Genomic DNA, 22,522 nt, shown 5'->3' on the forward strand with positions numbered 1-22,522 from the left:
TACAGTGCGCCGCTCAGGAAAATTTTCCTTAGGTGAAAGATCGTTATCCGGTTTAAAATATGCCAAGATCGGCAAGCGTTTTTGCTTTCTTTGGCTTCTTTTCAATTTTTCCGCCGTGGAGAATGATGTCAAACTCCTCCATGCGGTTACGCAGTTTGGAGAGTGCTCGAATCTTGGGATAGGTCATGTTCTCCCATTCACTGTCCGGCACTCCCATACTGATACACAAGGCCCATAGCGCTAACCAATCCGTCTGTTCTCCGCTTTTATTATCGTCCGAATCATCTTCCTCGGCATCAGGATCAGCCGGAAAGGAGTCGCTATAGAAATCGAGTCAGGAGATTATCCAACTCCTCAATGCCTTGCTCGTCTACCTGGTCATATTCTTCATCAGACAAGCCGCCTTCAAGCATCAAATCGAAAGCCTTTCTGAAATTCTGTTCAGCAGCCGGAAAGTCAAACTTCGGATCTCCTGCCCAACCTTTCTCGCGGCCAATGCAAAAGCTGAATTTGTATTGATTGTTTTTGGTGATTTGGCGCAACTCGCGGATAATTTTCACTGTGCCAATTTTCATTTGCTTGGTTGTTGTATCGGAAAGACGTACCTCAGAACCTTTATTGAGCGTCTGGTCCAGGTTATCCATTACTTGTGCTGGCATGATTAATTACCTCCAAAAAGAGATAATCCCCCGCCAGTTAGCGAGGGATCTCCTTGTATTATGATGCGTATGCAAATACGATTTCAGCAGCAACGCCATTCGGGTTATCCGCTGTAACATATCCTTCTAGCACTTCAAGTTGAAGTTGGTTGACCGAAGGTGTTTTGCGCTGACCACCAACATTTGTTGTGCCACCGCCGATAGCATTGTAAATAGTTAGTTGGCATTGAAGTACTTTGCGTGTGCGATCATCAATTATTTCGAAACGGTGAACAAACTTAAACGGCTTCGGTTTCCGCATTCCATCAAAAACGGTTGTTTCTGCCTTTTCGGACGTCCAATTATAAGTTACGATAATGTTCTTTCCGTTATTAGCAGCTGCTGATGTAATGATGCCGTCACTAGAAATTGCATATTGACCAGCGGTAGGAGCGGAAGCAACGCGTTCCAACTCTGTCAGCTTTCCGTCAGCGTCTTTTAATTGGACAGTGTCACTTCCACTAACGATTTCGGTAACGCCGTATTTAGCCAATCCTTTAATTTGATATCCACCTGTCAAGAGTACGCCTTCTTCCAACTCATCCATGTTTTTCGGACCAGTAACAGTCTTGGAACCTTGCATAATTTCCGCCAGCGCTGGAGAGAACCGGGGTACTTCAATAGTGACGATATCTTGTAAATCCTGAGCGGTTAAGTGAAATGGATAACCAGACTGACCTCCGAACACCTTTGTCCAAGAAAATTGCGGGGCAAAGATGACGCTATTCACTTTTTCGTCCACATATCGCAGCTTACCATTTTCGTCACGGAACCATATCGTGCCTACACCATCAAGAACTGCTGGATTCATATTATTGTTCAACCCCTCATAATTAGATTAGCCCCCAAAGCAATCTGTCGATTTCTTGGAGGCGCTTGTATTTATCGGTATATTTGTAGCTTTCATCATCCGGCACAGCAATGATCATTAGGCCGAGTGCTGTTGCAATTTCGATTTTTTCTTCAACCAGCAACTTCAACTGTACTTCTCGTTCAGTCAGTGTTGGTTCCTTGTTGCTGCCCCGTTTTGGCTTTTGTTCCATACCTTCACCTCAATTCATTCGGATGTAGTCAACGTCATAGATAGCTTTGTATCCTTTGATACCGGCTTTTCCAGTTGCAAAATCTGTGTCATATGTTAAAACGCAGCGGAATGTGTTCAAATCCTCTGTCCGCAGGTTCTTGTCGTGGAGTATTTTATACGCTGCATCTGCCATCTTTCGGGCTGTAACAGATGATTTAGCGTAAAAGTCCATACAAAACTTACCTTGAAACACCAAAGGGTTCCGCCCGTATCTTCCAGGCATAATGTAGATTTGCGCTTGTGGGATATTTTCGGAAATGACGGTCATGTCGGACTCCAACTCTTTCAATATCCGTTTTACAACTGCTTCTGGAGGCGATGAAGGAGTTAAGGCTAGATAGGCCATGAACACTTCATCACGCTTCAGAAGGCTGTACACTGCCTCTATTAAGTCTTGACTCAAATCATCACCTCACCTTGAAATATTTGTGGTATGGGAAGTTTAATATGACTTCCTGAAGGCCTTGAATGATTCGATTTCGGTTTGCCTGTAATGCCTGCCGTAAAAAGAATGTTGGCGGCGTTGGCCCATAACTTTGGTCGATGTCACCGCGAGCCGCCAGTTCCTCCAAATCCACGCCTGCCATCTTACCTTTAGATGATTTAATCGACCCATCCATCGCCTTGTAATGGCCTGCTCCGCGCCCTGCAACCACCTTCGAGGACCGCGAACGAAATCTATTCCACAAATCGGAGTTGATGTAATTCATTAAGCCGGGGTTATCTTGCGGACCAGCCATCAATGAACCTTTGCCGAATTGCTCCAGCCATGCTTGCCAGTATTCTGTTGTAATTTCCATTGAAAACATGTCAGAAGCCAATGTTTCAAGTTGCCGCCGGAGATGATTACGCACTTCGGGATAATAGCGGACATTGCTTGTAGCAGTTTCCTCCACCAGCTCCGATAGCGCGATAACCTCTTTAATCAGTTCATTCCGTAAATCCCGTTCTGCCGCCTGATAGTTGTACCCCGTATATCCGTTCATCGTAAATCCTCAGACAACTGGACATGCAGCAGATTAGGATATTTGATCCGGTCTACCACATCAACCTGATAAGGACGGCCATCCAGCATTATTCGATCAGGCTTTATGAGCGTTGGGTCTTGCGGCTGCTTTACATCAACATCTGGAGCCAGCACCAGAACATAGCGTGTTGTTGACAATAGACCCGGATCGTCCATTTTCATTTGTCCCGAAACGTATTGAGCGAAGCAAATAACATCTTCTTGAATCGACTGAAACGCTTGGTCAATTGGATTATCCTTGGCATCGTAGGTCTGACGGAAACGTTGGACTTCAACTTGCGAGTTCGCCTTAAGAAGCGAACAATACTTGTCCCTGTCCACGGTAAGCCGAAATGTCAGCACAAAAAAAGAAACATCCGTCTTTACCATCATTCCTGGTTCAACAGAAGATGTAGGAGCAAATAAACCGTTATAGACGTATTCCTTCCCCATAACCGTTGTCGCCTTTGTTTCCCGCGATAAGACAACACTGTCGGGCTGTCCCTCAACTGTGCAAGGTGTATGGCGGTGTGAAAATTCATGAAACACGAACCCCTCACCTCCGGCATCTTGATTCTTTCAATCGCGTTGGACCAGCAAAATCTAACATTTGCTTTGTACTACCTTCATCATCCGTAATGGAACCAATAAGACCCTCGATCTCTTCCATGAGCATTTTTTTCAATTGGCCCCAATCAGTGGCGAAGTTTTCTATCGTGAAATCGAAATCTTTCTTTGCTTTCCTAATGCGCACGTTCATCGAATGAGCCAAAATAGCCGCCACCATGCAAATGGCAGCGGCATAAATGTAACGTTCTTTCTTATCGGTTGCAGTCTCATAATCAGGAACCATTTCGATAATGCGGTCTTCGGCAATCGGAAGGACTGACGGCGCATCAATATCTGCGTCCGAAACAATGTCAGCCCCTACCCCAAGTCTGGATCGTATTTCTTCGTGGTACGTTTCGCTGTTTAAGATGTTATTCGGCATTGCCTTCACCAGCAGCTTGAATGGCCTGCTTCAGTTCATCGACGCCCATTTTGGTGTAACCAGTAATTTTCAATTCCTTCGCCGCAGCTTTCAATTCCTTCAATTCGGAATCAGGCTCCAAGGCCTGAAGTTTTTCCAATAGTTCCGATTCCCTGTCCAACGCAGCTTGAAGTTCCATTTGAAGTTCCAATTCCCGCTCTGTAGGTTCTGGACTCAATTCATCCTGACGGACAATTTCAGCAAGCAATTGTCCAGTAGCAGCATTGCGCACTTCCTTCAAGGCAATATCAATGAGTCCTTGAGGGGCATCAGTTACGATGTCCCCTGCGTCGTATTCGCCTACAGCATCAACCAGCACTTTTACAATAGTCATGTTTCGCCCTCCTTAAGATGCCACGGTCGCGAAGATATGCCAGTTGACATATTTCAGCCGCGGCAGAACAGTGGCTCCGTTAATGACTTGCCATTGGTCAGGATCGCCGCTGATCAGTTTCGGTAAAGCGAACTTACCAGGATGTCCGGTGAAAATATCCTCGTAGTTGTTTGGACTTGTTACGAGGTCCATAATGCTGCCTGTCATGCCTTGTCCAATGATAATAACGGCATTGTCAGGAATGAACGGATAGAACACGCCGTTGTCGTCGATATAGCCGCCATCATACACCTCATACTGCAATCCATTGAGGTTTTGGTCAATAATCGTTGCCAGCGATTCGCCGGTAACAACCTCTTTACCCAATGTGTATTTCAACAGTTCGCGGATTTTGGCATTTTGCTTCAGCAACGTATCAACCTTTTTGTTTGCGATGATCTTAACAGCTCTTGCGCCGCTGCCACGGAAGCGAAGAATCCAATCATCCAAATCTTTCAACGGGTCGGCATTGGCGGTATCTGTCCAAAGCGTAGCTGCAGTCGGTTTGTTGTTGGACGGCACACCGTAATCAATTGTAACTGCCGGTTTGGTCTTTGTGGCCGGAACAACCAATGTGCCTGTCAAAGAGCGCCACCGCATCCATTCAAAACGAGTCTCAAGGCGGGCGTTCAACCCTACCATGCGCTCAACCATGTATTCCTCGGCCCATAGTTGCTCCAACTTGTTCCCTGGCTGGCGAAGAACCGCCATTTTCTCGCGGTCGATAATGACCTTTTCGCGCCATTCCTGATTTGTAAAGCTCATATGCTTCACGACAGGGGGCGTATGAATTGGAGAAGGATCATTCAAGCCTGTAGGCGGTGTCATGCCTGTATCGTCATAAGTGATGTCATATTCGATGGTCAAGCCGCGTTCCGTCTTAAGATCAACACCACCAGTCAGTAACTGCGCTCCACGGAAAGAGTTGATATCCGTGCGGATGTTTTGAACAACTTCCGTCAAAAACAACGGATCAAGTACGTTAATTGCCATTGTTATTTCCCCTCCTATACAAAGTAGCAAAGACGCAGCGCCGTTTTAGCCGCTGCATTAATGCCTGTCAATTTTGATTCAGTGAATATTCCCGCAATCCAAGCGGATGCTCCAATGTCGGAGCTTGTTGTGTCCTGATCGTTATCAAGAATGCAAACAGCAGTTTGAGATCCATCAGTAGCGGAAGAGTCATAAGGAACGAATTTGTTGGAAGCAGTAACCCGACCGAGAACTGTTCCTTTCTTCACGATGCCATTGCCCTGCGCCAATAAAACGCCGCCAGGAATCCTTGCTTGCAGATCAGTTGAAGCAAGAACTTCAACAAACGTTTGCTCATATGCGATACCAGGACCAGGCTTGCCATTATATTTAGCAAATTCCATAATTATTTGTCCTCCTTCAACAGATTGGAATGCCCAGTGCTCTTGAGGGCGGCTCTAGCTTCTTCTCTAGCCAACGTCCTAAGTTCTTCCGGAGTTTTTTCAGTTGGCTTGTTGTTTGGATTGCTTGGAGCAGAGCCATTCAATGCACCAGTAGGCAAGTTGATGTCTTCGCCTTCGGTGTGCCTTCCGCCGCCGCCAAACAAAGCTTTAGCTTGTGCATCATAGGAGTCGCGGATTTTCTCCACTTGCGCAGCCGACAACGCTTCGAAAGAAAGTTTCATCGCCTCCACGTTGAATGCTTCACCAAGCGCACGAACGCCCGCACCGCATGTTTCATCAATCAATTTCAGCTTGTATGCCTTGCCGTCCTCAGCTTGTGTGCTTAGGCTTGCGAGCTTGCCAACGATTTCTGCGTCTGTCTCAACACCTAACGCAATTCTCACTTGACCAAGCACAAAAGTTGCTGCCGATAAAGATGCAGCCTGTGTTTGTTGTGCTGCAAGAGCAGCTTTTTGTTCTTCCGTCACAATTCCAACTCCTTTTGACTGTGTTTCAGTCACGTTATTTTGCGGGCTTTGGATTACAAACCCGTCAATCCCCGATTTATTGCTAAATGAATAAAAGACACGTCCATCACTCGGTAGTGACTTCGTGTCTTGTGATAAGAATTGCATTGTTTGCTTCGCTTGCGTTTCAGTTCCATTGCTCATTACAATTCCAGCTCCGGGATATGCTCCATCAAAAACAAGGGAGTTTTCCATTAAGTCACCGTCATTGATGTCAACAATACAGAGCTTTGAATCATACTCGCGCCCTCTAATATGAGGACAACTGCCGCCGAAATACTCCTGCCCACAAATTGAGCACGTTTGGCTGCTTACTGTGAACCCAATTGATGTATCAAATATGGTTCCTGCATCAATGCCATCAGCAATCTGGTCAATTTTGATATCTCCCACTTCTTGTCCCAGCTTCATGTAATGGTCAGCGTAAAGTGCTAATTCATCTCCGTCCATCTGAAGTCGGCTTTCAAACGTTCTGCCGATCGGGATTGTCATCACGCCAAGATTAGCCCATGAATGGTCCAACAACAGAGAAACACCAGCCTTTGCTTGGGCGGCCATCTTCCTCAAGAAATTTGGAGTAAGCCGCATGAACCGGCGCGGAATGATTTGGTCGCCTACTAACTTAGCAGGAAAAACAAAGGTTTCGTCTTCTGTCATAGGAACTCGCGCAAGTTGATTAATTTGGGCTAATTGTTCTGATGTAGGTTTAGCCATTGATTATTCACCTCCTCCCGGTGGAATTTGTTCCGTTGTTTGCGGAACATGTTTACTTTCAAGCTTAAGGATCAGCTCAGGCGGTATTTTAGGATTCAGGCCAAGAGTCCAACGAATTTCCTCAGCCGCCTCTTTCGGCGTAATGTAGAAGTTCTTTTCCGCTGTGACGTAGTTGCTGATTTTGGCCCTTCGGTCACGCTCCACTTCATTTTCCGATCGCAGATCAATTGGCGCGTAATCCACCTCAACATTCGTCTGCGCTCCCCGAATCCTCGCAGACAATGAAAAGGCCCGCTGCCAGAAACGTTTTGAAACGTTCCGCGCGGACTCAACATTTTTAATATAGATTTGGGTATCGATGGAACTGTATGTTTCTGTAGAACCCTGATGTCGGGATAATATGGTTAGCAGCGTCTTAAGTCCTGTCGCCATCTGTGTATCAATGATGTCGATTAGCTTCTTAATATCAATCATTGGACCAGCATTGCCGCCCTTAAGGTACTCAACCTTCACGCTATCCCAATGGATTAGCGAATCATCCGGATTTAGTGAATTAAAATGGTTCAAGGTTTCTGACATCCGTTCACGGAGCCACTGTTCCTGTGCCTTGGGGTTGCTCTTGTATTGAACCGGAGCGTTTTTAAGCATAATTTCTTCCATCATCGAAATATCCAAACGCGGATAGCCTTGATTATGCACAACTGCCTTTAAGTCCTGTAGTACCTGAAGGTGAAAGAACACCACTTGAAGAACTGGTAGCATCGGCGTTCGTCCATACGGATCATCAACCATCGGGTCGAATTCTTCGTAGATGAATGTTGGCGTATCAATCTTTTTGTATTGACCAAACCACTCCTCGCCTTGCTTCTGTTGGCCGTGCTTCACATATTGCCAGGGGATAAGTCGGTTCGTAACATCATCACGCCTGAACCAAATTAACGATGGATCTACTGGTACGATATCAACAACATCATTGCACCGCTCGTTCAATACTACTTCTCCGGCGCAAGCTCCACGAACCATAATCATCATCCGTTGAACCGTATCCAGCTTATCGAGCGAACGTCCATGCTGATAGCCCGGAGATGGCAGCGGCGTGTTAAGCATCCGCTTCAATTCATCCAGAACACGTTGACCACCTTTGTCTTCGCTGCCCGAAGACTTCTTTGCGGTAAATGTTATCCCTGTATCCCCCATGCGCAAGTAGGTATAGAGCGCATAGGATACGTCAGGGTGGACGGAAATAAGAAGTTCCAGTAATTCTTCTGCTGTATAGCTTTGGAGCTTTGTCAGGTCAATATTATGCGCCTGCTGGTATTTCTTCGGTAGCCAATTAAAGATGCTCCAGGGATTAGCATTCTTCGGGACTGTAGCTCGTCCTATCCCCATCATTTGGCGTTTAACTGCGGCTGGAAGAACATTCATCGCCAGAGAGTAAAGAACCTTCTGATGCCATTTCAATGTTTCACCACCTTTCCACACAATAGAAAAAGCGCCAACCCATTAGGCTAGCGCTCATTCTTATCCATCTATAGAATAGCATTGCATTTGTGTGGATTCACTACTGTTTTTTCATTTTTCATTAAGACAGTTATTAATTAATTTCTCTATTTAGATTTCATGATTTATAGCTATGAATTTTTTTAGCATTTTTTCAAATTCTTCTGATACACGAAGTCTATCCCCATCATTTTGAATAAAATCATGTTCCATAAGTTCTTTTAATTCTTTGCTTGCCATCCTAGCTATATAGCTTCTTCTATACACGTTAGTTAAAGCAGTTATATCTTCATTATTTTCATCGTCATCACTTTTCTGGTCACTGATTATTCTATTTAAATGACTAGAGGAGTTTCTTTCGATAATTTTCAGAATGCTTCCAGCGACATCCACATCCAGACGATTAAATATGTTCAATATTTTTTCATCTACTTCATTATCAAAACAATGTTTTATTATTCCCATCACTTTTTTCTTTTTACTCTTTTCCTTTGCGTTTGAAAAAACACTTGATATCAACGCTATAACACTAACTAATAGAACAAAACAAAAAAAGTAAATAACCGCTCTAATTAAATGAACCATTATATTCCCCTGGAAAAGAACCTTAAAGAACGGAGTATCAGAATCTTTCTCATTGTTTAAAACAACATTGATCCTATCCATACCCACTATTTTTCCTATCGTACTTATTTTCGGCGTTTCATTATTTGAGTGAATTATTAACAGTTCAAATTGAACAAATTTTGCTCTTTCGAAGATCACTTTGTTTAGAGAAACAAAATTATCATTAGTTTTATATCCACCAATTCCATTCCGTAAGTACTCAGAATTACTGTCAATTATTCTAACTTCAATTATTGATGCATCTTCAAGCATTATACCCCATTCCAAATTTGAATCATAATAACTTTCAAGAATATCAATATTGCCAGTATTTTCTAATCTAATATTCATAATTTTCAAATTAATATTTTCTTCTTGTATATCTTTTCCTTGAAATGTTATCAGTAGTTCATTGACTGGTTGAAAAACATCCAAGACATCTGTTTCATTTACAACTTTTACGGTAAGCTGAGCCACTTTATCATAATAGAATGTGAAAAATGCAAATCCAGTTGAGGCTAAGGTAATAACAAAACCAATTATTCCCCAGTAAAATTTATTCTCAATTTTTTTTAACCAACGCAAACTCAGCACCCCTATTTATATTTCTAGATATTCTAGTGTAGTGACACAGTATTCGACATCATTCGTCTTTCCCTTCTAGTGTAGCATTGAAAGGCTCCCACTACCAGATTTGTAAAACATATTCCAAAGGGGAAACTTAATGAATGACACTAGCATCTCATGAGGTCCACCATGTTATGTTGGTTACTGAACCATTCTTATTAGTTTCTTCTTATAGTAACACCACCAATAGAAGGAAGCATTATATGTTTTGTACTTGGGGGTCTACGTAATCTCATCTGATGGGCGATGCCATATGCTAATACACGGTCATCCTTGCATCCACCTTGCGTACCTTTCCCCATGGCTTGCGGCTTGCCGCTTCTGTTCCGGACAAATGTCTTCATTTCATTGATCAAATTGGCATCGTTAATTCGCCATACCCCTTCACGTATTCCTTCGACCATAGCATCAACTAGGATCGGCCTTGTCACTGTTGTTGTGGGCCATCCTGGCTTTGTTTCGTTCACTCCAGCTTCAGCATTGTATTGATCGTGGTGATAAAGATTCGGGTAGAAGGTGACGTTCAGCAATGTATTCACAACGCTATGTCCAACATTGTTTGTTTCCACGCCAAGTAGAGCATCGCCATATTGGCGACCAATGTAATCCAATTGCTTCGCGTAAATATCCAAATCCATCTGTCCATGAATTACCGCAACATCTTCTCCGGTTTCAGCATCAATAATATATGCAGCTGAAGCATCGCCACCTTCCAACCCTTCGGCAACGTCTGCTCCAATGCAATATTCGAGTTCCGGATCAAATTCATGAAACACTTCAAGTTCTCCCCGCTCATCTTCGACCAATTCAACTTTGGTCCAATCGTATCCTTCTCCTTCAATTGCTGGAGGAACTACGATATTGTAGCGAGTACCTTCTTTCGTGTGATGTGTCATTTTGTCCAGTTTATCTTGATTGAAAACAGTTCGACCGGTAACAAGGAACGCTTCTTCAGGCGTTGACGGGTACTCTTGACGGAATAGTTTTTCGTCTCCGCCAAGGTCATTCTTTATCGTGTAACGCCGCCATTGTAATTGTTCGTCTTCAAGGTTAAACTCTTTTTTCAGTTCAAGTTCTGCTTTTGTGAGAACAAAGTCTTCAGGTAGCGGCATCCTGTAGTCGGGCATATCGAACCAGGGAAAGAACAGCGGAATGTAGTCGCTTTTGTCTGCAACTGCATCATCCCACATTTCCTTGTATATCTCGATACCATTTGCCGTTGATTCCACTATAGCAACTGATCCTTCTTCTTTAGACAGAGCTGCAAAAAGCGATGTTCGATGTTTGACTTTGTAGTTCTCCGGCCAGAAAGCAAGTTCAGATACATGGAGATAGTGAATTGTTTCAGAACGTGCCAAAACTCTGTTCTCAGCGGATTGGACGGTTATTTTAGATTTTAATCCTGGCTCTTTTTTGCGTTCCGAATCTTTGAGTGCGGGATTCTCGAATGTCAATCGCCTAGCGTTGTTACGCTTCCGCATTGGCTTAATCATGTCCGGAATGTAATCGTAATAAAGACGGAACATGTCATATAGGTTTTCTGAAGCAGCCGAATCCTGTGCAACGATAAAAGCATTCTTCGCCTCTTGGAGCGAAGATAAATAATAGATGATTGCTTCGGTCGTTGTCGAAAAACCCATCTGCCTTGCTTTTAGAATAATGATCCGAACTGGCTTTCCCTTAGCCAGTTGCTCAAAGACAGTCTTCGCAAGCTTCCTTTGAGCATTATTAAGCGTAAGCGGAACAATATCGCCTTTTTTCGTTTTAATCCTCAAATAAGAAAAACAAAAAGCCTCAAAATCATCAAGGTTTCCCTTCAATGATTTTAAGGCTTCTGGATCTTCTCGATATTCTTTTTTAAGCTTTCTCACCAATTCGCCAGCAAGGTTGATGTATCTGAATACATTATCATTCACCGGGCTTATTGCTTCCGCTGCTAGTTTAAGTTTTTCATGAATCTTATATAGCAAATCAACCACCACTTTCAACATAAAGCTTTTGCTGATCCACCAGTTGTTTCATGCGTGGGTTTGTCGCAATTCTTGTGACGGCGCGTTCATACGCACCATCCTTGGACTCCTCTTGGAAAATTTCCATGAATAGTCCGATGTACTCCTGAACCAATTCAAACTGAAATGCTTTTTCGCGAAGTTGGACGGTAAACTTCATATTTTCCCTAACTTCTTTGTTTAATGTCGCTATTTCATATACCTTTCGCCGAAGTTCATTTTCAAAGTTAGATTGCCATTCCCGAAAGAATTCAATAAAATTGGTATCCGCGCCGTTTTTCTCAATTACCTCGTACATGCCATCCATGTAATGTTTGAACGTTTTTGGCATATCATCGATCATTTCAAAACGTTCAATCATGCGTTTGGTAACATCCAGATTAGTTTGAATGATATCAATTTCTTGATTAACAGTCTTTAGGACGCGTGTTTTATGCATAGCAATAACTTCTTTTTTCAACAGTTGCTCTTTGTCTTCTTGATCTTTGATGTACTTTGCAACAGCAGTATGAGAAATACCCTCTTTCGCGAAGTCGGAACATTCCTGAGCAATTTGACGGACAGACTTCCCGGCTTTGATCCCTTTATGAACAATATCTCCGCAGCCAAACTTTTCGATTTTCGACTGTTTCGCCATGTAACGTTACACTCCTTTCTGTAATGCTGATTTTATCGTTACAACAATTACATTCCTTCAGGCATTTAATGAAGCTATTGATTTTACAAGGGTTTAAGGTGTATTGATTGTAACGTTACAGACTCCATGTTTATGTAACAATATAAACGTTCAGGAATTTTTTCCTTACCTAAATATAAACAGATAGCACTTCGATTCGATCATCCTAGAAGTCCTTCACCTGGACAATTGAATATGTCTTAACTAATCTATCGTTCAGCGCAAAAACTCAGGTTGTCCCAATATTCAGGTAAACTCACGAATTGTTTTCCATAAGACTGATATGGTCCATCTATATTTTGTTCATATTTACCTCCAATAGAAAAAGCACCCGAGGGTGCTTTATGCATATACTCCATTTTTACTATACTCTCTTACATTCAGTTTCTCACCTAACTTTGCTGCACTAAGAAGTGATGACCGATGTTGATTATCCTCTGAAAAAAACATTAAAACGGCTACTTCCTCACTGCTAGTGTGCGTGAAGACTAGATTCACTAATTCATCTTTTTGCGACTTATCTAATTCAGCATTAAATATATATTGTAAGATATCAAAATAAACTGAAAGATAATAATTGAATTGCAATCGACATTTTTCAATTTCAACTTCCATGGATCTTTTTTTAAGATTAATTATGTGATTAAACGTCGCAAATCCTTTTGTTGATTGATTTATCGTGATGTTGTCAATACCATCCTTTTTAACAGCCAGCATACCATTTAAAGTGGCTAAGCAAATCTGGAAATTCATTAATTTCCTTTGTTGCTCTAATTGATCAGCTGACCGAGCCGTCTCTTCTTTCTGGCCCTTCATCTCTTCAGTTTGTAACTCAATCGCCTTTCGCTGGAGTTCTAGTTCTTTCCTTTGGATCGCTATTGTATAAATGATTCCCGCAAATGCTAATCCTGCGAACAATGCATTAATAGATCCAAACATATCTCCTAAAGTCCCTCTATCATCCCAATTGGGGCTGATGAAATACATTATTACTCCAAGAAGTAGCCATATAATTCCTACAATCCACAATAATCGTTTAAGTGTCCACTTTTCACTTTTGTCTTCTGTTCTGTGCTTTTCTGTTTCATTAACCATTGTAGCACCCCACTATTCAAACGTTAGTTTTTATAGATTAAGTGAAGCATTTAAAAAATAAATTAAATTATTAGTCGATTCAATATAATCGTTATCCTTCTCCAGAAACCCCTCTGATTGCAGGGTTGTTAAGATAAGATGTAGATCAATAACAGTTATCTCAATGTTCATACTCTCAAGTTCAGCCAAAAGTTCATTTAATCCTAATTCACCCGCTGTCACAAAACGAGATTTTATAAATGGGATTAGAGCTTTATACTCAGCCAAGATCTCGTTATGCCATTTCATTAAGTCATAATCAACATTATTCAACAGCTTGTTTGTTAGCTTATATGAGTTAATAACTTGATTGGCTTCAGATTTCAAAGAATCATCTTGTGCAGTATCTCTCATTTTTTTCAGGTCTTTATCCAACAAATCTGCTGTTTTTTTCTGCTGTGCAATTATTCTATCTAATTCTTTTTTTAATACTAATAACTCTGATAAGCTATGTGACATTGCTGCAATTTTATCGGCAATTTGATTCGTACTTCTTGACGAATCACTTGACTGCACAAATGAAAAGATTATGGCAATAACCGCTAACAAAATAGAAAAGAATGTTCCTCCAAGAGAAATTTCATCAACTAATTTTCCAGGATCATCTGTTCTCCAAACAGATACGAGTATTAAGAATACAAGCAGGATTAATATCCAGTAGAATAAGTCTTTCTTTGTTGGAAAAGCCTTTGATTTATCTTTAGTCTCTTTTTCCACTTGGCGGCACTCCTCAAATATTTTCTTCCAGTATCCACCACATTTCGACACTGGTCAAGGTACAATCTGTAGAAGGATAAGCCCACGCCGCTTGCTCTTTCCGATCCGCTGGAAGCCTGCAGACAAAAAACAAAAGCCCGGATTTGAACTCCGGACTTTCGATTGATCAACGTATGTGATTATTCCATCTGGCGGCGGTTGGCCCCATTCGGAGATTGTTGCTTCTACTGCGGCACGGATCATATCGCTGCTGAGGTGCGGCGATTCATTTCGGAAGATGGTGCATTCCCACGCCCTCAATCCATCGTCTCGGATGCCGGACCAGGTCACCCATACAGCATCACCGACAGCAGTCCTCAACACAAGGTTGCGGCCAGGTCTACAAAACATTAGCGCTCCAACATGCTGGCGCGAGTAATGCAGATCGGCGAGCTGCCGGCAGGCGCGGTCACCTTTGTGCGTCTGCATCCACGGTCCATACTGCGGAATGTCGAGCATTATCTGGGGCATGATGGACACCACCTTTGTTGAGTTGGTTTACGTAGAACTAATCTAACTCATGATCATCCGAACAGACTATTTCATTAATCACCGAAAAAAGTTTGTTTGTAAAATGTTTTAAATCAATCATAAAGTTTTTATGGTCAAGTAAAACGAATATGAATTTCTCATGAGTTTCAAAATCAAAATATACTTTCGTAGCTTCCCGGATCTTATTTAACCTTTTTAATTCATTGTCCGTGTTGTATGGTAACATACTGTCATTATGTGCAATGGAATTTCTCAAATTGCTCCATCTTTCAACTGTCTCGCATAATTCTTTATTTTCCTTTTTAAAATTAATTGGAAGTAAACCTTCAAGATACCGTACAAAGGTTAGTATACCTGTACTATGATAATCTGAAAGCCTTACTCTTATCTCCATCGAGAAGCGAATGTTTTCACAAAAATCTTTCATTAGCATTTCAAACTTAGCATGAGCTCTTAGAATAATACCTTCTACAATTGCTGTTACTAATTCATCATCTTTCAACGTATCTTTTAAATAATCATTCATCTTAATTTCTTCATCATAAAATAAATCAAAATACCTACTATAGCGTTCGATGCCATCTTGCATCCTTTCAAGTTGTTCTAGATCAAGATACATAATATTCGACTCCTCCCTAAACTTCTCATTCGACAACTTTTTTCCATATCCTTTAAATGTCGTTTGAAAAGCCGCCCCTTTCGGAGCGGCAACGGAGGAGTGAGGCAGTCAACCTCGCACGACACTCTATTAGCAATTATTATAATCGTCCGGCATCTTCAGCCTTTTCTTAACCCCTCTTGGGATCTCTTTGTCTTGCCATTACATTAATCACCACCGCCTTGTATTTTGAGAAGGTAAGGAAACTTTTCCTGACCAAATAAAAAAAAGCGCCAATGGGCGCCTAATTTCCAAGCCTTGAAACTTCATCAGTCAATTGCGGTAACCCGTAGATTGAAAAGAGATAAAAACATAAAAGCGCTACAGCAACACCTATAAAACTAAGCAACTTACCTCTAATTTTTAATATTCCACCTACAACAATTATAACAACTATTTCAGGGAGTATTATATACAAGAATAACAATTTAATAATAATGCCCGCCCCTGCCGAAAACATCTCTGTTATATCGCTAAATGCATCCTCCACAAAGACACTCCTCAATCAGATTTTTCTTCCAGTATCCGACAACAGCTGACACTGGTCAAGGAAGTATTTGTAAATCCGATAAAATCCAACTTTCGCTCATTCCGATTTTCTGGAAGACCACATGAAAAAGGAGGATTCAGGCCGTCCTCCCCCGTTTGAAATGCTCTTTGCAACATTTTTATTGATTAGGCATTCTTAAGCCGATCTCTCCATCTTGATTGCGCCCCCGTCCATAGTCGATAACCACGAAATCCAATGTACGGTTTATTTTTAGACTTTGGGTAATGTTCGCAATCACTCGCCGCCGCTTATCTGCAAATGTTGTTGCCGAGATACCTGGAACGCCTTTTCTCATGCCGGATTCCATTATTGTCTGAGCCTTCAGGTATTTCCGGCCCTCGATGAATAGCAGCTTCGCAATCTTCTGCTCGTGCGGGTCGCGCAGATTGTTAACTACTCCCTCCACAATTTTGCAGAGGACTTTATAAAACTTATAATTGGCTTCCCGTTTGTCTTTGAGGATAACCGTATTAGCGGTTACATCAGCAGTAAGTTCCTGCCCCGTCTCCCGTTTCCCTGCCGTTCCCTCCGCGCAGAGAAGGTCGTAAGCCGATAACCCGTTCTCCATTTCCTGCATTGCGATTTCATAGTTCCGGCAGATGTCTACCATGTCGGTATACTTCCCCAGCAGCCATTTTGTTTTGCGGATATCTTCAGGTGTGATGTCATCGAAAAAGGTAATTTGAATAATCTTCTCCGTATCTTCGATGTCCGACTTCTTGTCCATCAATATTAATTCTCCCATTGTCTCACCTCTGCGCTTCAGATTTTTAATTACTTTCATCATAGCTTTAATTTCATGCTATTTTACTGCGGATTTCTTCTCACGCAAAGCATTCAGTGCGGCTATCGCCAACGCTTCCGGTGCATCATCAGCATTGTGTACATGATAGATTGAGTTTGCTTCATATCCATCAAATACGCTGCCTTCATAGCCTTCCTCATTTAGTTGGAGGCTGAACATAAAACCTTCTTCTCTCAATGCAGCGGCAAGCAACCCAATGCCTTCCCATGTTGTTGAAAATGCTGGTGTATTATCAGAATCATGCCCAAGAAGGTTTGACAATTCTATATCAAGTTCAACGCCTGTCTTCTTTTCCAATTCAATCATTCCTCTTCATCGTTTTAAAATCTGTCCATGGTTTCATTGTCTACTCCTATCCCCAACAGAGCAGGATTAACGCCAACATTTTTGAGAGCAGCAAGCAGTTTGACCCTTTCTTCTCTCAACTTCTTAACTTCACTTTGCAGCATAATATCGCTATGCTTAAAGTCATCCCTTTCCTCTCTTAGTTGGGATACCTCGACATACAATTCCGCAGCCGACTTATCACAGCTTTGATGCGTATACAAGGCTATTTGTAGGCGTTTTATTTCCTCTAGCGCCAAACCAAGTTCATTTACACCTACATCCATTCGTTCGGCCCTGTAGGACAATGCCGTCTGATGCTTATCGCGCAGGTGCTGTATCTTCTCTTCCCTAGACTGATCAGCCAAGCAAACCATCCTCCTCTGCGCATTCGTCGCACGTGTCATCACAGAAACTATCTTCCGGACGGAAATCCTCTCCACATAAAGCGCAAGTTTCCCATCCGTCATTTGGTTGTGTCATCTATTTCACCTTCCTCCCTCAAAGCTTGTCTATCAGTTTTTCTATTAACCCCAAAACCGTTGTAAAACTGAAAAATATAGCAACAGCCAGTATGATGAGTGCGCATCCGCATCCTTGCTTTAAATCCGGCGAACTGACGGATAGGCCGGATTTGTCCTCGTCTGTCATATCCCCATCACCGCCAATAGAGCGGCCTTGCACCGATCTACGGGAGATGCGTGTACTGCGTTATATCCATCTCCGGCGATCAATATCAACATGGAATTATAGAGTTTATGCTTGTCAGCCGGAATCGCCTCTTCTACTTCCCATGCTGCGGATATGTCCTCTCCTGGGCTCCAATTAAAATAACGACCTCCTGTTCTGGCGATGTAGCGCGTCCCGTACAAAGCAATTATTCCTGCGCCGTTAGGATAATCGTTAGATTGTTTGCGATTCCGAGAATCTTCCATCGTCGAAATGATTTCCCATCCCATCACATGCACCGCTGTAGCCTCTGCAAGCTCCTGAGCAGACATAGCCAATACTTGCTCCCTTGTCATCTATACCCCTCCATCTTATACGGCCTCCGGCTACGCCTGAGCTTATGCTGTCGAGCGTAGCCCTTCGGCCTGATTCGTATGTTTTTCCTTTTACCAAACCGATGTGCTAATTAACGCCGGAAAAACCTTGGTTTCGCTCACAACCTCGTTGATAGATTTGAGTGTCCTGTTCCCCTCTTCCGGCATGATGAATTTGCGGTTAAATTCTATGGGATCGGTTATTTGAGTAATAGACGATTCTTCTTCCCATTCTCCGTGTAACGCGACATGCGCTGCTTTCGCCGCTTCTATCGTCTCTGCCGCCCAACGGTGTGTTTCCCCGTCATCTACGATAAAGACCGGGATTGAAGGAATAAACGCCATTTGAACTTTTCCTGTTTTTGTAACAACTGCCCCGCCGCATTTATCGCACTTGATTGTTTTATCGCTGGTTTTAAAGTCGTATGGTACATTGTCGTGCATCTTGCCACAGCCCCAGCAAAGATTAACGACTTTCAAATTTTTCACTTGAATCATGTTGGTTTCCTCCCCGTTTTTCCCGCATCTTCCTTGTCTGGATGGATGATGCGGGTAATCGTCGTACTATGCAGTAAAATACCGTTTAAGCTCCTGGCCCACCCATCGGCCCATTGGAACAGCAACTGCGTTTCCGATCTGACGATAAGCATCATTGTCGGTCCCGGCAAAACGGAACCAGTCCGGGAAGCCTTGGAGTCTCGCATACTCTCGAACGGAGTAAGGCCGGACTCTTTTCCCGTCATCAATCAACCGCGTAGAGCGATCTTTTGCATAATGCGCCACGCATGTAGGTGCTTTACCGTCCAGCCCTGTTATGATAGGTTTGTCTCGGTAATTCCCGTTTAATCGCTTCTGGACATAATCCGGCGCGTATACCTCCGCCCCGACGTCGATTATCTCCCGCATCGAAACCGGCTTTCCTTCTGGGTAACGCAGCGAATCAAATGGTTTCTTCGTACCGATGACGATAAGGCGCTTGCGTTCCTGTGGAAGCCACATATTCGCGTTAACTGGACACTCCACCCGGACGTAATAGTTCGGCAGCTTCGTTAGACACTCCATAACCACCTGAAATTTTTTCATGCCTGGGACATTCTCGATGACATACGCTTCAGGTTGTGCAAGCGCGACATGCCGGAAGAAATGAAGGAATAAGTCATCACCGGTTCGTGTGCCGTGAATGTCGGCAATAGCGCTGTATTTCGTACATGGGAAGGTCCCGATATAAACGTCTGCGTCTTGCTGGTCCAGCACCGTGATTTGAGTAATGTCACTTTCATTTACCTTGTGACTGAAATTTGCCTGGAGCGTATCGCAAGCAAATCGGTCAATTTCGTATGATTCGATTACGTCTATCCCGGCCTCTATCATTCCCAAATCCATACCACCGGCGCCGCTAAAGTAACTTTTTGCAGTTATCAATCTACGCTCTCCTTTCTGCACAATATGGATCAACTATTCGGAAATACCGAATCATTCCGTATCAAGGTTTAGTTCCTTCCAGTAGTTCGGGATTGTCCCAGCGGTTGCCGATTACCTCGGAAAATGAACTAAGACTAAATCCTGTCCACCCACCATTTCCAGCGTTGGCATGGAACAAACTTAATGGCACGGCTTTGTATTGAGCTTGTTGCGAATCGTAACATATGATCGTTACTTCTCCCCGCGTACGCTGTGCAGGAGGAGAAATATCGCCTTCATAGAAATTTTTTATGCCAGTATATTGACCTACTGTTGAGGGATCGACCAGCCATTGCGCAATTTCGTCTGTCGTGAAGATGTAGTACGCCTTGTTTTCTGTGCCGACTACAAGCCATCCCTCTACCCACTCACCATTATCAATCCGTCTGCCCCTGTATGGACGTTGTGTCATTGGGATTCCTCCAGACCGGCCAGAACTCTTAACGCCCTCGATGCGTCATGAGCGTAAGAATAGGTTTCCTCGTTTCTGATATAAGCCTGATGTTGCGCGAATATCACCTTATACTCCAATACCTTTCGGGCTACTTCTTCGGGGGATTCCTTGACCGAGTAAGCCTCGTCACCACCGATAAATAAAGTTGTCGCTTCGCCTCCGTCATAGGCAGCAACTATTAATTCTGGAGATACATATACCGCGTCTCCCTCAAGCAATGTCAGCTTAATCATTACTATCATCCTCCAATAATCGTTTATAGGGCTTTATAGGGCTTATACGGCCTCCGCCTGACGGCTAAGATTATTCGTTCGTCTCGGAGGCCTTCGTCCTTACCCAAACAGTTTGAGTTGTACGCATTCTCTTGGCTTGTGCGGTATCTATTGCTCACCATACTCTGTTAGCCATTCGTCAATCGTTTTCCGCCGGTTCCATTCGCTGCGCGGTATCCATGACGTATTGTCACCTTCCAAGGCTTCCGCATAGGGCGAATACCATTGATGCTGCATCATACCTAGCAAGTGGATTTTGCCAACTGGCTTGTGATTATAAAAAATATCATCAAGATAATTAGACCGTTCGTGCTCCTGCATGCCTACCAGACCGCCTATAGCGAGCTGTGGCTCTTGCCGGAGTAAATGCCAGGCATCTCCTTGCAGGATCGGTATAGGACGCATCCCGCGCCGTCTCATGTCACGCAGATACCAGCCTGTCGCCTCTGCATCGCCTATTTCGTCGTATTGCAGGTAGTCATGATGCCGTTTAGCGTGGAAGTAGATGTAATCCCGATAGGCACGATAACTGATTGCATCGGCGCTAAATGTACCAGGGTCCCATCTAACCGCACGCGCTTTTGTCATGTATTGCTCCAGCCAACTCGGGTACTTGCGGAGCAGCGTTGCCGATAACAGCCACGCCGGGACTGACTGAGCTGCCGCAGCCAGATGCTTCCGATTTACTCCGGCCACGTATATGAGTCGCTTCAACGCAATCCCTCCTAAGCAAGCCGCCCAATGCTTGAAGTTGCTGACCGATTGTGCAATCTTTGTTGCAATAACCGTCAATCCGTGAAAATGTGCTGCCATGCTGCTCTATCAGTTCGTCTCGTTTTAGGCAACCTGAACATTGATTGTCGAGCAGATGGCTAATGCGACTCACTACGGACAGTCGTTTCATAGTCACCACCTCAATTTTCGGTGTAAAGAGTTTCTACCGCTGCATGAATCTCTGATTCACTAACTCCAAATTCTTGCGCCAGCTCGGCCGCTAATTCTGGATTTTCGTCTATTGACGATGACAAATGATTAAATGCGTAGATCGCTATGTTTTGCAGTAAGCTGCCTTCCGGGTAGACGATTGCTATTTTGCTCGGGTATCCCTTTTCAGGGTTAACATTCTTGGACATCCCTACCAGCCTCCCATTCCTTTGCAATTCCTTCTTTCCAACACTTTTCACATAGACAGTCCTTTGCGTTTTTGGGAAATGGGTAAACCCGCCCTCTTTTGTAAGGTTCACGCGTTTCCGTTCCACAGGATTGGCAACTTACCCAAATGATTTCACCTGCCGAAAATGTAGGTTCGTATTCAACCTCTACCTCAAATTCCTTCTCGCAAGACTCACACTCAAAATCAAACTTGTTATCAACCGCATCATAGAGGTAGTCTCCTACTTCGTTCTCATGCTCACAATAGGGACATTCAACTGTGCTGGACATCTGTCTTATCCTCCTTGGGGGATAGTTCTTCCAACAAATCTGATACATCACTTTTTATATCAACCAGCATTTCGGCATAATCATATGATTCAAGCGTTGGTGAAAACTCACGGTTCATGTTGTCTATTTGTTCAAGCAAATCACGCATTAACTTGTGTTCGCTCCGCAACCGCTCTATCTCCCTGTCCTTGTCTGCTATTACTTTCCGAGCGTCTGAAATTCCATCGTCGTCATTCGTACCCACACCAAGTATTTGCCGAAAACTGTCGGCTACAAGATAAAAGTGGTTTGCCGTGTCTTTTATTTGCTCATTCTCCCTATTGGCTTCTTCAAGGGCATCCCATGCAATTTCGTAACCTGCAAACAATGCATTAAACAAGTCTGCGTCTTCGTCAAGCAATTCATTATTCAAATTAAGAGTTTCGATACTTTCCTCCATAGATTCAATTAGACTTTCTGGCAATCTGCTCATGGTTACTTGTAAAGTTTGCTGTGTATCCTTCATTCCTCCATCAACTCCCGCGCCACAGCATATTGTTCTTGCGTTATTTCAATATTTACCGGCTCATATGCTGCCAACACATCGTCAAAGTCTAGCGATATAAAGGCGCTGTCCCCAAATCGCTCTATCATCCGCTTTTTATGCTCCAATTCCGCATTTACATGAGCTTCGTAATCCTGCTGACTAACTGGTTGCAAGTCTTTACGCACGATCATATAAGCATGCTGGATATCTCCCATCGCGACATCCAAGTTTTCATCTTCCCAATCACCTACATCCATACTTGATGCAAGGTATCTTTCTGGATTCGTTTTGTTCCGCATTACGATTACTGGTACTGTATCCTTCATTCCTTTATCCCCT

34 protein-coding genes are annotated in these 22,522 nt (G+C 43.3%); all 34 read right to left on the bottom strand.

Annotated features, from left to right (window positions below; translation table 11 throughout):
* Positions 1-52: 52 nt before the first annotated feature.
* Positions 53-187, bottom strand: coding sequence for a hypothetical protein (locus ACX93W_RS05205; protein WP_459391243.1), 135 nt, complete (start codon positions 185-187; stop codon positions 53-55).
* A gap of 133 nt (positions 188-320) precedes the next feature.
* Complete coding sequence (locus tag ACX93W_RS05210) at positions 321-659, bottom strand: hypothetical protein (RefSeq protein ID WP_459391244.1); 339 nt, start codon at positions 657-659, stop codon at positions 321-323.
* A 58-nt stretch (positions 660-717) separates the two neighbouring features.
* On the bottom strand, positions 718-1,509 hold the full coding sequence (locus ACX93W_RS05215; RefSeq protein ID WP_459391245.1) for a hypothetical protein: 792 nt from the start codon (positions 1,507-1,509) through the stop codon (positions 718-720).
* A 22-nt stretch (positions 1,510-1,531) separates the two neighbouring features.
* A complete protein-coding gene (locus ACX93W_RS05220) occupies positions 1,532-1,741 on the bottom strand; it encodes a hypothetical protein (protein WP_459391246.1) in 210 nt (69 codons plus the stop codon).
* A 9-nt stretch (positions 1,742-1,750) separates the two neighbouring features.
* On the bottom strand, positions 1,751-2,185 hold the full coding sequence (locus tag ACX93W_RS05225; RefSeq protein ID WP_459391247.1) for a hypothetical protein: 435 nt from the start codon (positions 2,183-2,185) through the stop codon (positions 1,751-1,753).
* Positions 2,186-2,189: 4 nt separating this feature from the next.
* Positions 2,190-2,768, bottom strand: a complete 579-nt coding sequence (locus ACX93W_RS05230) for a hypothetical protein (RefSeq protein ID WP_459391248.1) — start codon at positions 2,766-2,768, stop codon at positions 2,190-2,192.
* Complete coding sequence (locus tag ACX93W_RS05235; RefSeq protein ID WP_459391249.1) at positions 2,765-3,337, bottom strand: hypothetical protein; 573 nt, start codon at positions 3,335-3,337, stop codon at positions 2,765-2,767. Before ACX93W_RS05235 ends, ACX93W_RS05230 begins: the two co-directional genes overlap by 4 nt.
* A 7-nt stretch (positions 3,338-3,344) precedes the next feature.
* Positions 3,345-3,779, bottom strand: a complete 435-nt coding sequence (locus ACX93W_RS05240; RefSeq protein ID WP_459391250.1) for a hypothetical protein — start codon at positions 3,777-3,779, stop codon at positions 3,345-3,347.
* On the bottom strand, positions 3,769-4,152 hold the full coding sequence (locus ACX93W_RS05245; RefSeq protein WP_459391251.1) for a hypothetical protein: 384 nt from the start codon (positions 4,150-4,152) through the stop codon (positions 3,769-3,771). The genes ACX93W_RS05240 and ACX93W_RS05245 overlap by 11 nt, the downstream gene beginning before the upstream one ends.
* Positions 4,153-4,164: 12 nt before the next feature.
* A complete protein-coding gene (locus ACX93W_RS05250; protein ID WP_459391252.1) occupies positions 4,165-5,184 on the bottom strand; it encodes a major capsid protein in 1,020 nt (339 codons plus the stop codon).
* Positions 5,185-5,198: 14 nt separating this feature from the next.
* The gene (locus tag ACX93W_RS05255; protein ID WP_459391253.1) at positions 5,199-5,567 is read right to left on the bottom strand and encodes a head decoration protein; all 369 of its coding nucleotides are present in this window, start codon (positions 5,565-5,567) and stop codon (positions 5,199-5,201) included.
* 2 nt (positions 5,568-5,569) lie between these two features.
* Positions 5,570-6,847, bottom strand: coding sequence for a hypothetical protein (locus ACX93W_RS05260; RefSeq protein WP_459391254.1), 1,278 nt, complete (start codon positions 6,845-6,847; stop codon positions 5,570-5,572).
* Positions 6,848-6,850: 3 nt separating this feature from the next.
* The gene (locus tag ACX93W_RS05265) at positions 6,851-8,308 is read right to left on the bottom strand and encodes a hypothetical protein (RefSeq protein ID WP_459391255.1); all 1,458 of its coding nucleotides are present in this window, start codon (positions 8,306-8,308) and stop codon (positions 6,851-6,853) included.
* Between the two features lie 150 nt (positions 8,309-8,458).
* Positions 8,459-9,538, bottom strand: a complete 1,080-nt coding sequence (locus ACX93W_RS05270) for a hypothetical protein (protein WP_459391256.1) — start codon at positions 9,536-9,538, stop codon at positions 8,459-8,461.
* Between the two features lie 200 nt (positions 9,539-9,738).
* Positions 9,739-11,571: a DNA packaging protein gene (locus ACX93W_RS05275; RefSeq protein WP_459391257.1), complete on the bottom strand. Its 1,833-nt coding sequence runs from the start codon at positions 11,569-11,571 to the stop codon at positions 9,739-9,741.
* Positions 11,552-12,226 carry a hypothetical protein gene (locus ACX93W_RS05280; protein WP_459391258.1) on the bottom strand — a complete coding sequence of 225 codons (675 nt, stop codon included), beginning with the start codon at positions 12,224-12,226 and terminating at the stop codon, positions 11,552-11,554. The genes ACX93W_RS05275 and ACX93W_RS05280 overlap by 20 nt, the downstream gene beginning before the upstream one ends.
* A gap of 381 nt (positions 12,227-12,607) precedes the next feature.
* Complete coding sequence (locus ACX93W_RS05285; RefSeq protein ID WP_459391259.1) at positions 12,608-13,360, bottom strand: hypothetical protein; 753 nt, start codon at positions 13,358-13,360, stop codon at positions 12,608-12,610.
* A gap of 30 nt (positions 13,361-13,390) precedes the next feature.
* The gene (locus ACX93W_RS05290) at positions 13,391-14,116 is read right to left on the bottom strand and encodes a hypothetical protein (RefSeq protein ID WP_459391260.1); all 726 of its coding nucleotides are present in this window, start codon (positions 14,114-14,116) and stop codon (positions 13,391-13,393) included.
* Positions 14,117-14,663: 547 nt separating this feature from the next.
* Entirely contained in the window at positions 14,664-15,266 is a 603-nt protein-coding gene (locus ACX93W_RS05295) for a hypothetical protein (protein ID WP_459391261.1), read from the bottom strand.
* A 283-nt stretch (positions 15,267-15,549) separates the two neighbouring features.
* Positions 15,550-15,795, bottom strand: a complete 246-nt coding sequence (locus ACX93W_RS05300; protein WP_459391262.1) for a hypothetical protein — start codon at positions 15,793-15,795, stop codon at positions 15,550-15,552.
* 178 nt (positions 15,796-15,973) lie between these two features.
* Positions 15,974-16,600, bottom strand: coding sequence for a hypothetical protein (locus tag ACX93W_RS05305; RefSeq protein WP_459391263.1), 627 nt, complete (start codon positions 16,598-16,600; stop codon positions 15,974-15,976).
* 57 nt (positions 16,601-16,657) lie between these two features.
* A complete protein-coding gene (locus tag ACX93W_RS05310; RefSeq protein WP_459391264.1) occupies positions 16,658-16,966 on the bottom strand; it encodes a hypothetical protein in 309 nt (102 codons plus the stop codon).
* Between the two features lie 14 nt (positions 16,967-16,980).
* A complete protein-coding gene (locus tag ACX93W_RS05315) occupies positions 16,981-17,352 on the bottom strand; it encodes a hypothetical protein (RefSeq protein WP_459391265.1) in 372 nt (123 codons plus the stop codon).
* A gap of 279 nt (positions 17,353-17,631) precedes the next feature.
* Positions 17,632-18,009 (bottom strand): BC1872 family protein, encoded by a 378-nt coding sequence (locus ACX93W_RS05320; protein ID WP_459391266.1) that lies wholly within the window; start codon positions 18,007-18,009, stop codon positions 17,632-17,634.
* A 90-nt stretch (positions 18,010-18,099) separates the two neighbouring features.
* A complete protein-coding gene (locus tag ACX93W_RS05325) occupies positions 18,100-18,525 on the bottom strand; it encodes a hypothetical protein (protein WP_459391267.1) in 426 nt (141 codons plus the stop codon).
* 66 nt (positions 18,526-18,591) lie between these two features.
* A complete protein-coding gene (locus ACX93W_RS05330; RefSeq protein WP_459391268.1) occupies positions 18,592-19,449 on the bottom strand; it encodes a DNA cytosine methyltransferase in 858 nt (285 codons plus the stop codon).
* A gap of 61 nt (positions 19,450-19,510) precedes the next feature.
* Complete coding sequence (locus tag ACX93W_RS05335) at positions 19,511-19,900, bottom strand: YopX family protein (protein ID WP_459391269.1); 390 nt, start codon at positions 19,898-19,900, stop codon at positions 19,511-19,513.
* Positions 19,897-20,175: a flagellar FlbD family protein gene (locus ACX93W_RS05340; RefSeq protein WP_459391270.1), complete on the bottom strand. Its 279-nt coding sequence runs from the start codon at positions 20,173-20,175 to the stop codon at positions 19,897-19,899. Before ACX93W_RS05340 ends, ACX93W_RS05335 begins: the two co-directional genes overlap by 4 nt.
* Before the next feature lie 147 nt (positions 20,176-20,322).
* Positions 20,323-20,886, bottom strand: coding sequence for a hypothetical protein (locus ACX93W_RS05345; RefSeq protein ID WP_459392015.1), 564 nt, complete (start codon positions 20,884-20,886; stop codon positions 20,323-20,325).
* Complete coding sequence (locus tag ACX93W_RS05350) at positions 20,780-21,118, bottom strand: zinc-finger domain-containing protein (protein ID WP_459391271.1); 339 nt, start codon at positions 21,116-21,118, stop codon at positions 20,780-20,782. Before ACX93W_RS05350 ends, ACX93W_RS05345 begins: the two co-directional genes overlap by 107 nt.
* A gap of 10 nt (positions 21,119-21,128) precedes the next feature.
* Positions 21,129-21,347 carry a hypothetical protein gene (locus tag ACX93W_RS05355; RefSeq protein ID WP_459391272.1) on the bottom strand — a complete coding sequence of 73 codons (219 nt, stop codon included), beginning with the start codon at positions 21,345-21,347 and terminating at the stop codon, positions 21,129-21,131.
* Entirely contained in the window at positions 21,331-21,657 is a 327-nt protein-coding gene (locus ACX93W_RS05360) for a hypothetical protein (protein ID WP_459391273.1), read from the bottom strand. The genes ACX93W_RS05355 and ACX93W_RS05360 overlap by 17 nt, the downstream gene beginning before the upstream one ends.
* Positions 21,641-22,162, bottom strand: coding sequence for a hypothetical protein (locus ACX93W_RS05365; RefSeq protein ID WP_459391274.1), 522 nt, complete (start codon positions 22,160-22,162; stop codon positions 21,641-21,643). Before ACX93W_RS05365 ends, ACX93W_RS05360 begins: the two co-directional genes overlap by 17 nt.
* Entirely contained in the window at positions 22,159-22,509 is a 351-nt protein-coding gene (locus ACX93W_RS05370) for a hypothetical protein (RefSeq protein WP_459391275.1), read from the bottom strand. Before ACX93W_RS05370 ends, ACX93W_RS05365 begins: the two co-directional genes overlap by 4 nt.
* Between the last annotated feature and the right edge of the window lie 13 nt (positions 22,510-22,522).

It is taken from the genome of Paenibacillus sp. CAU 1782 (genome assembly GCF_054551715.1).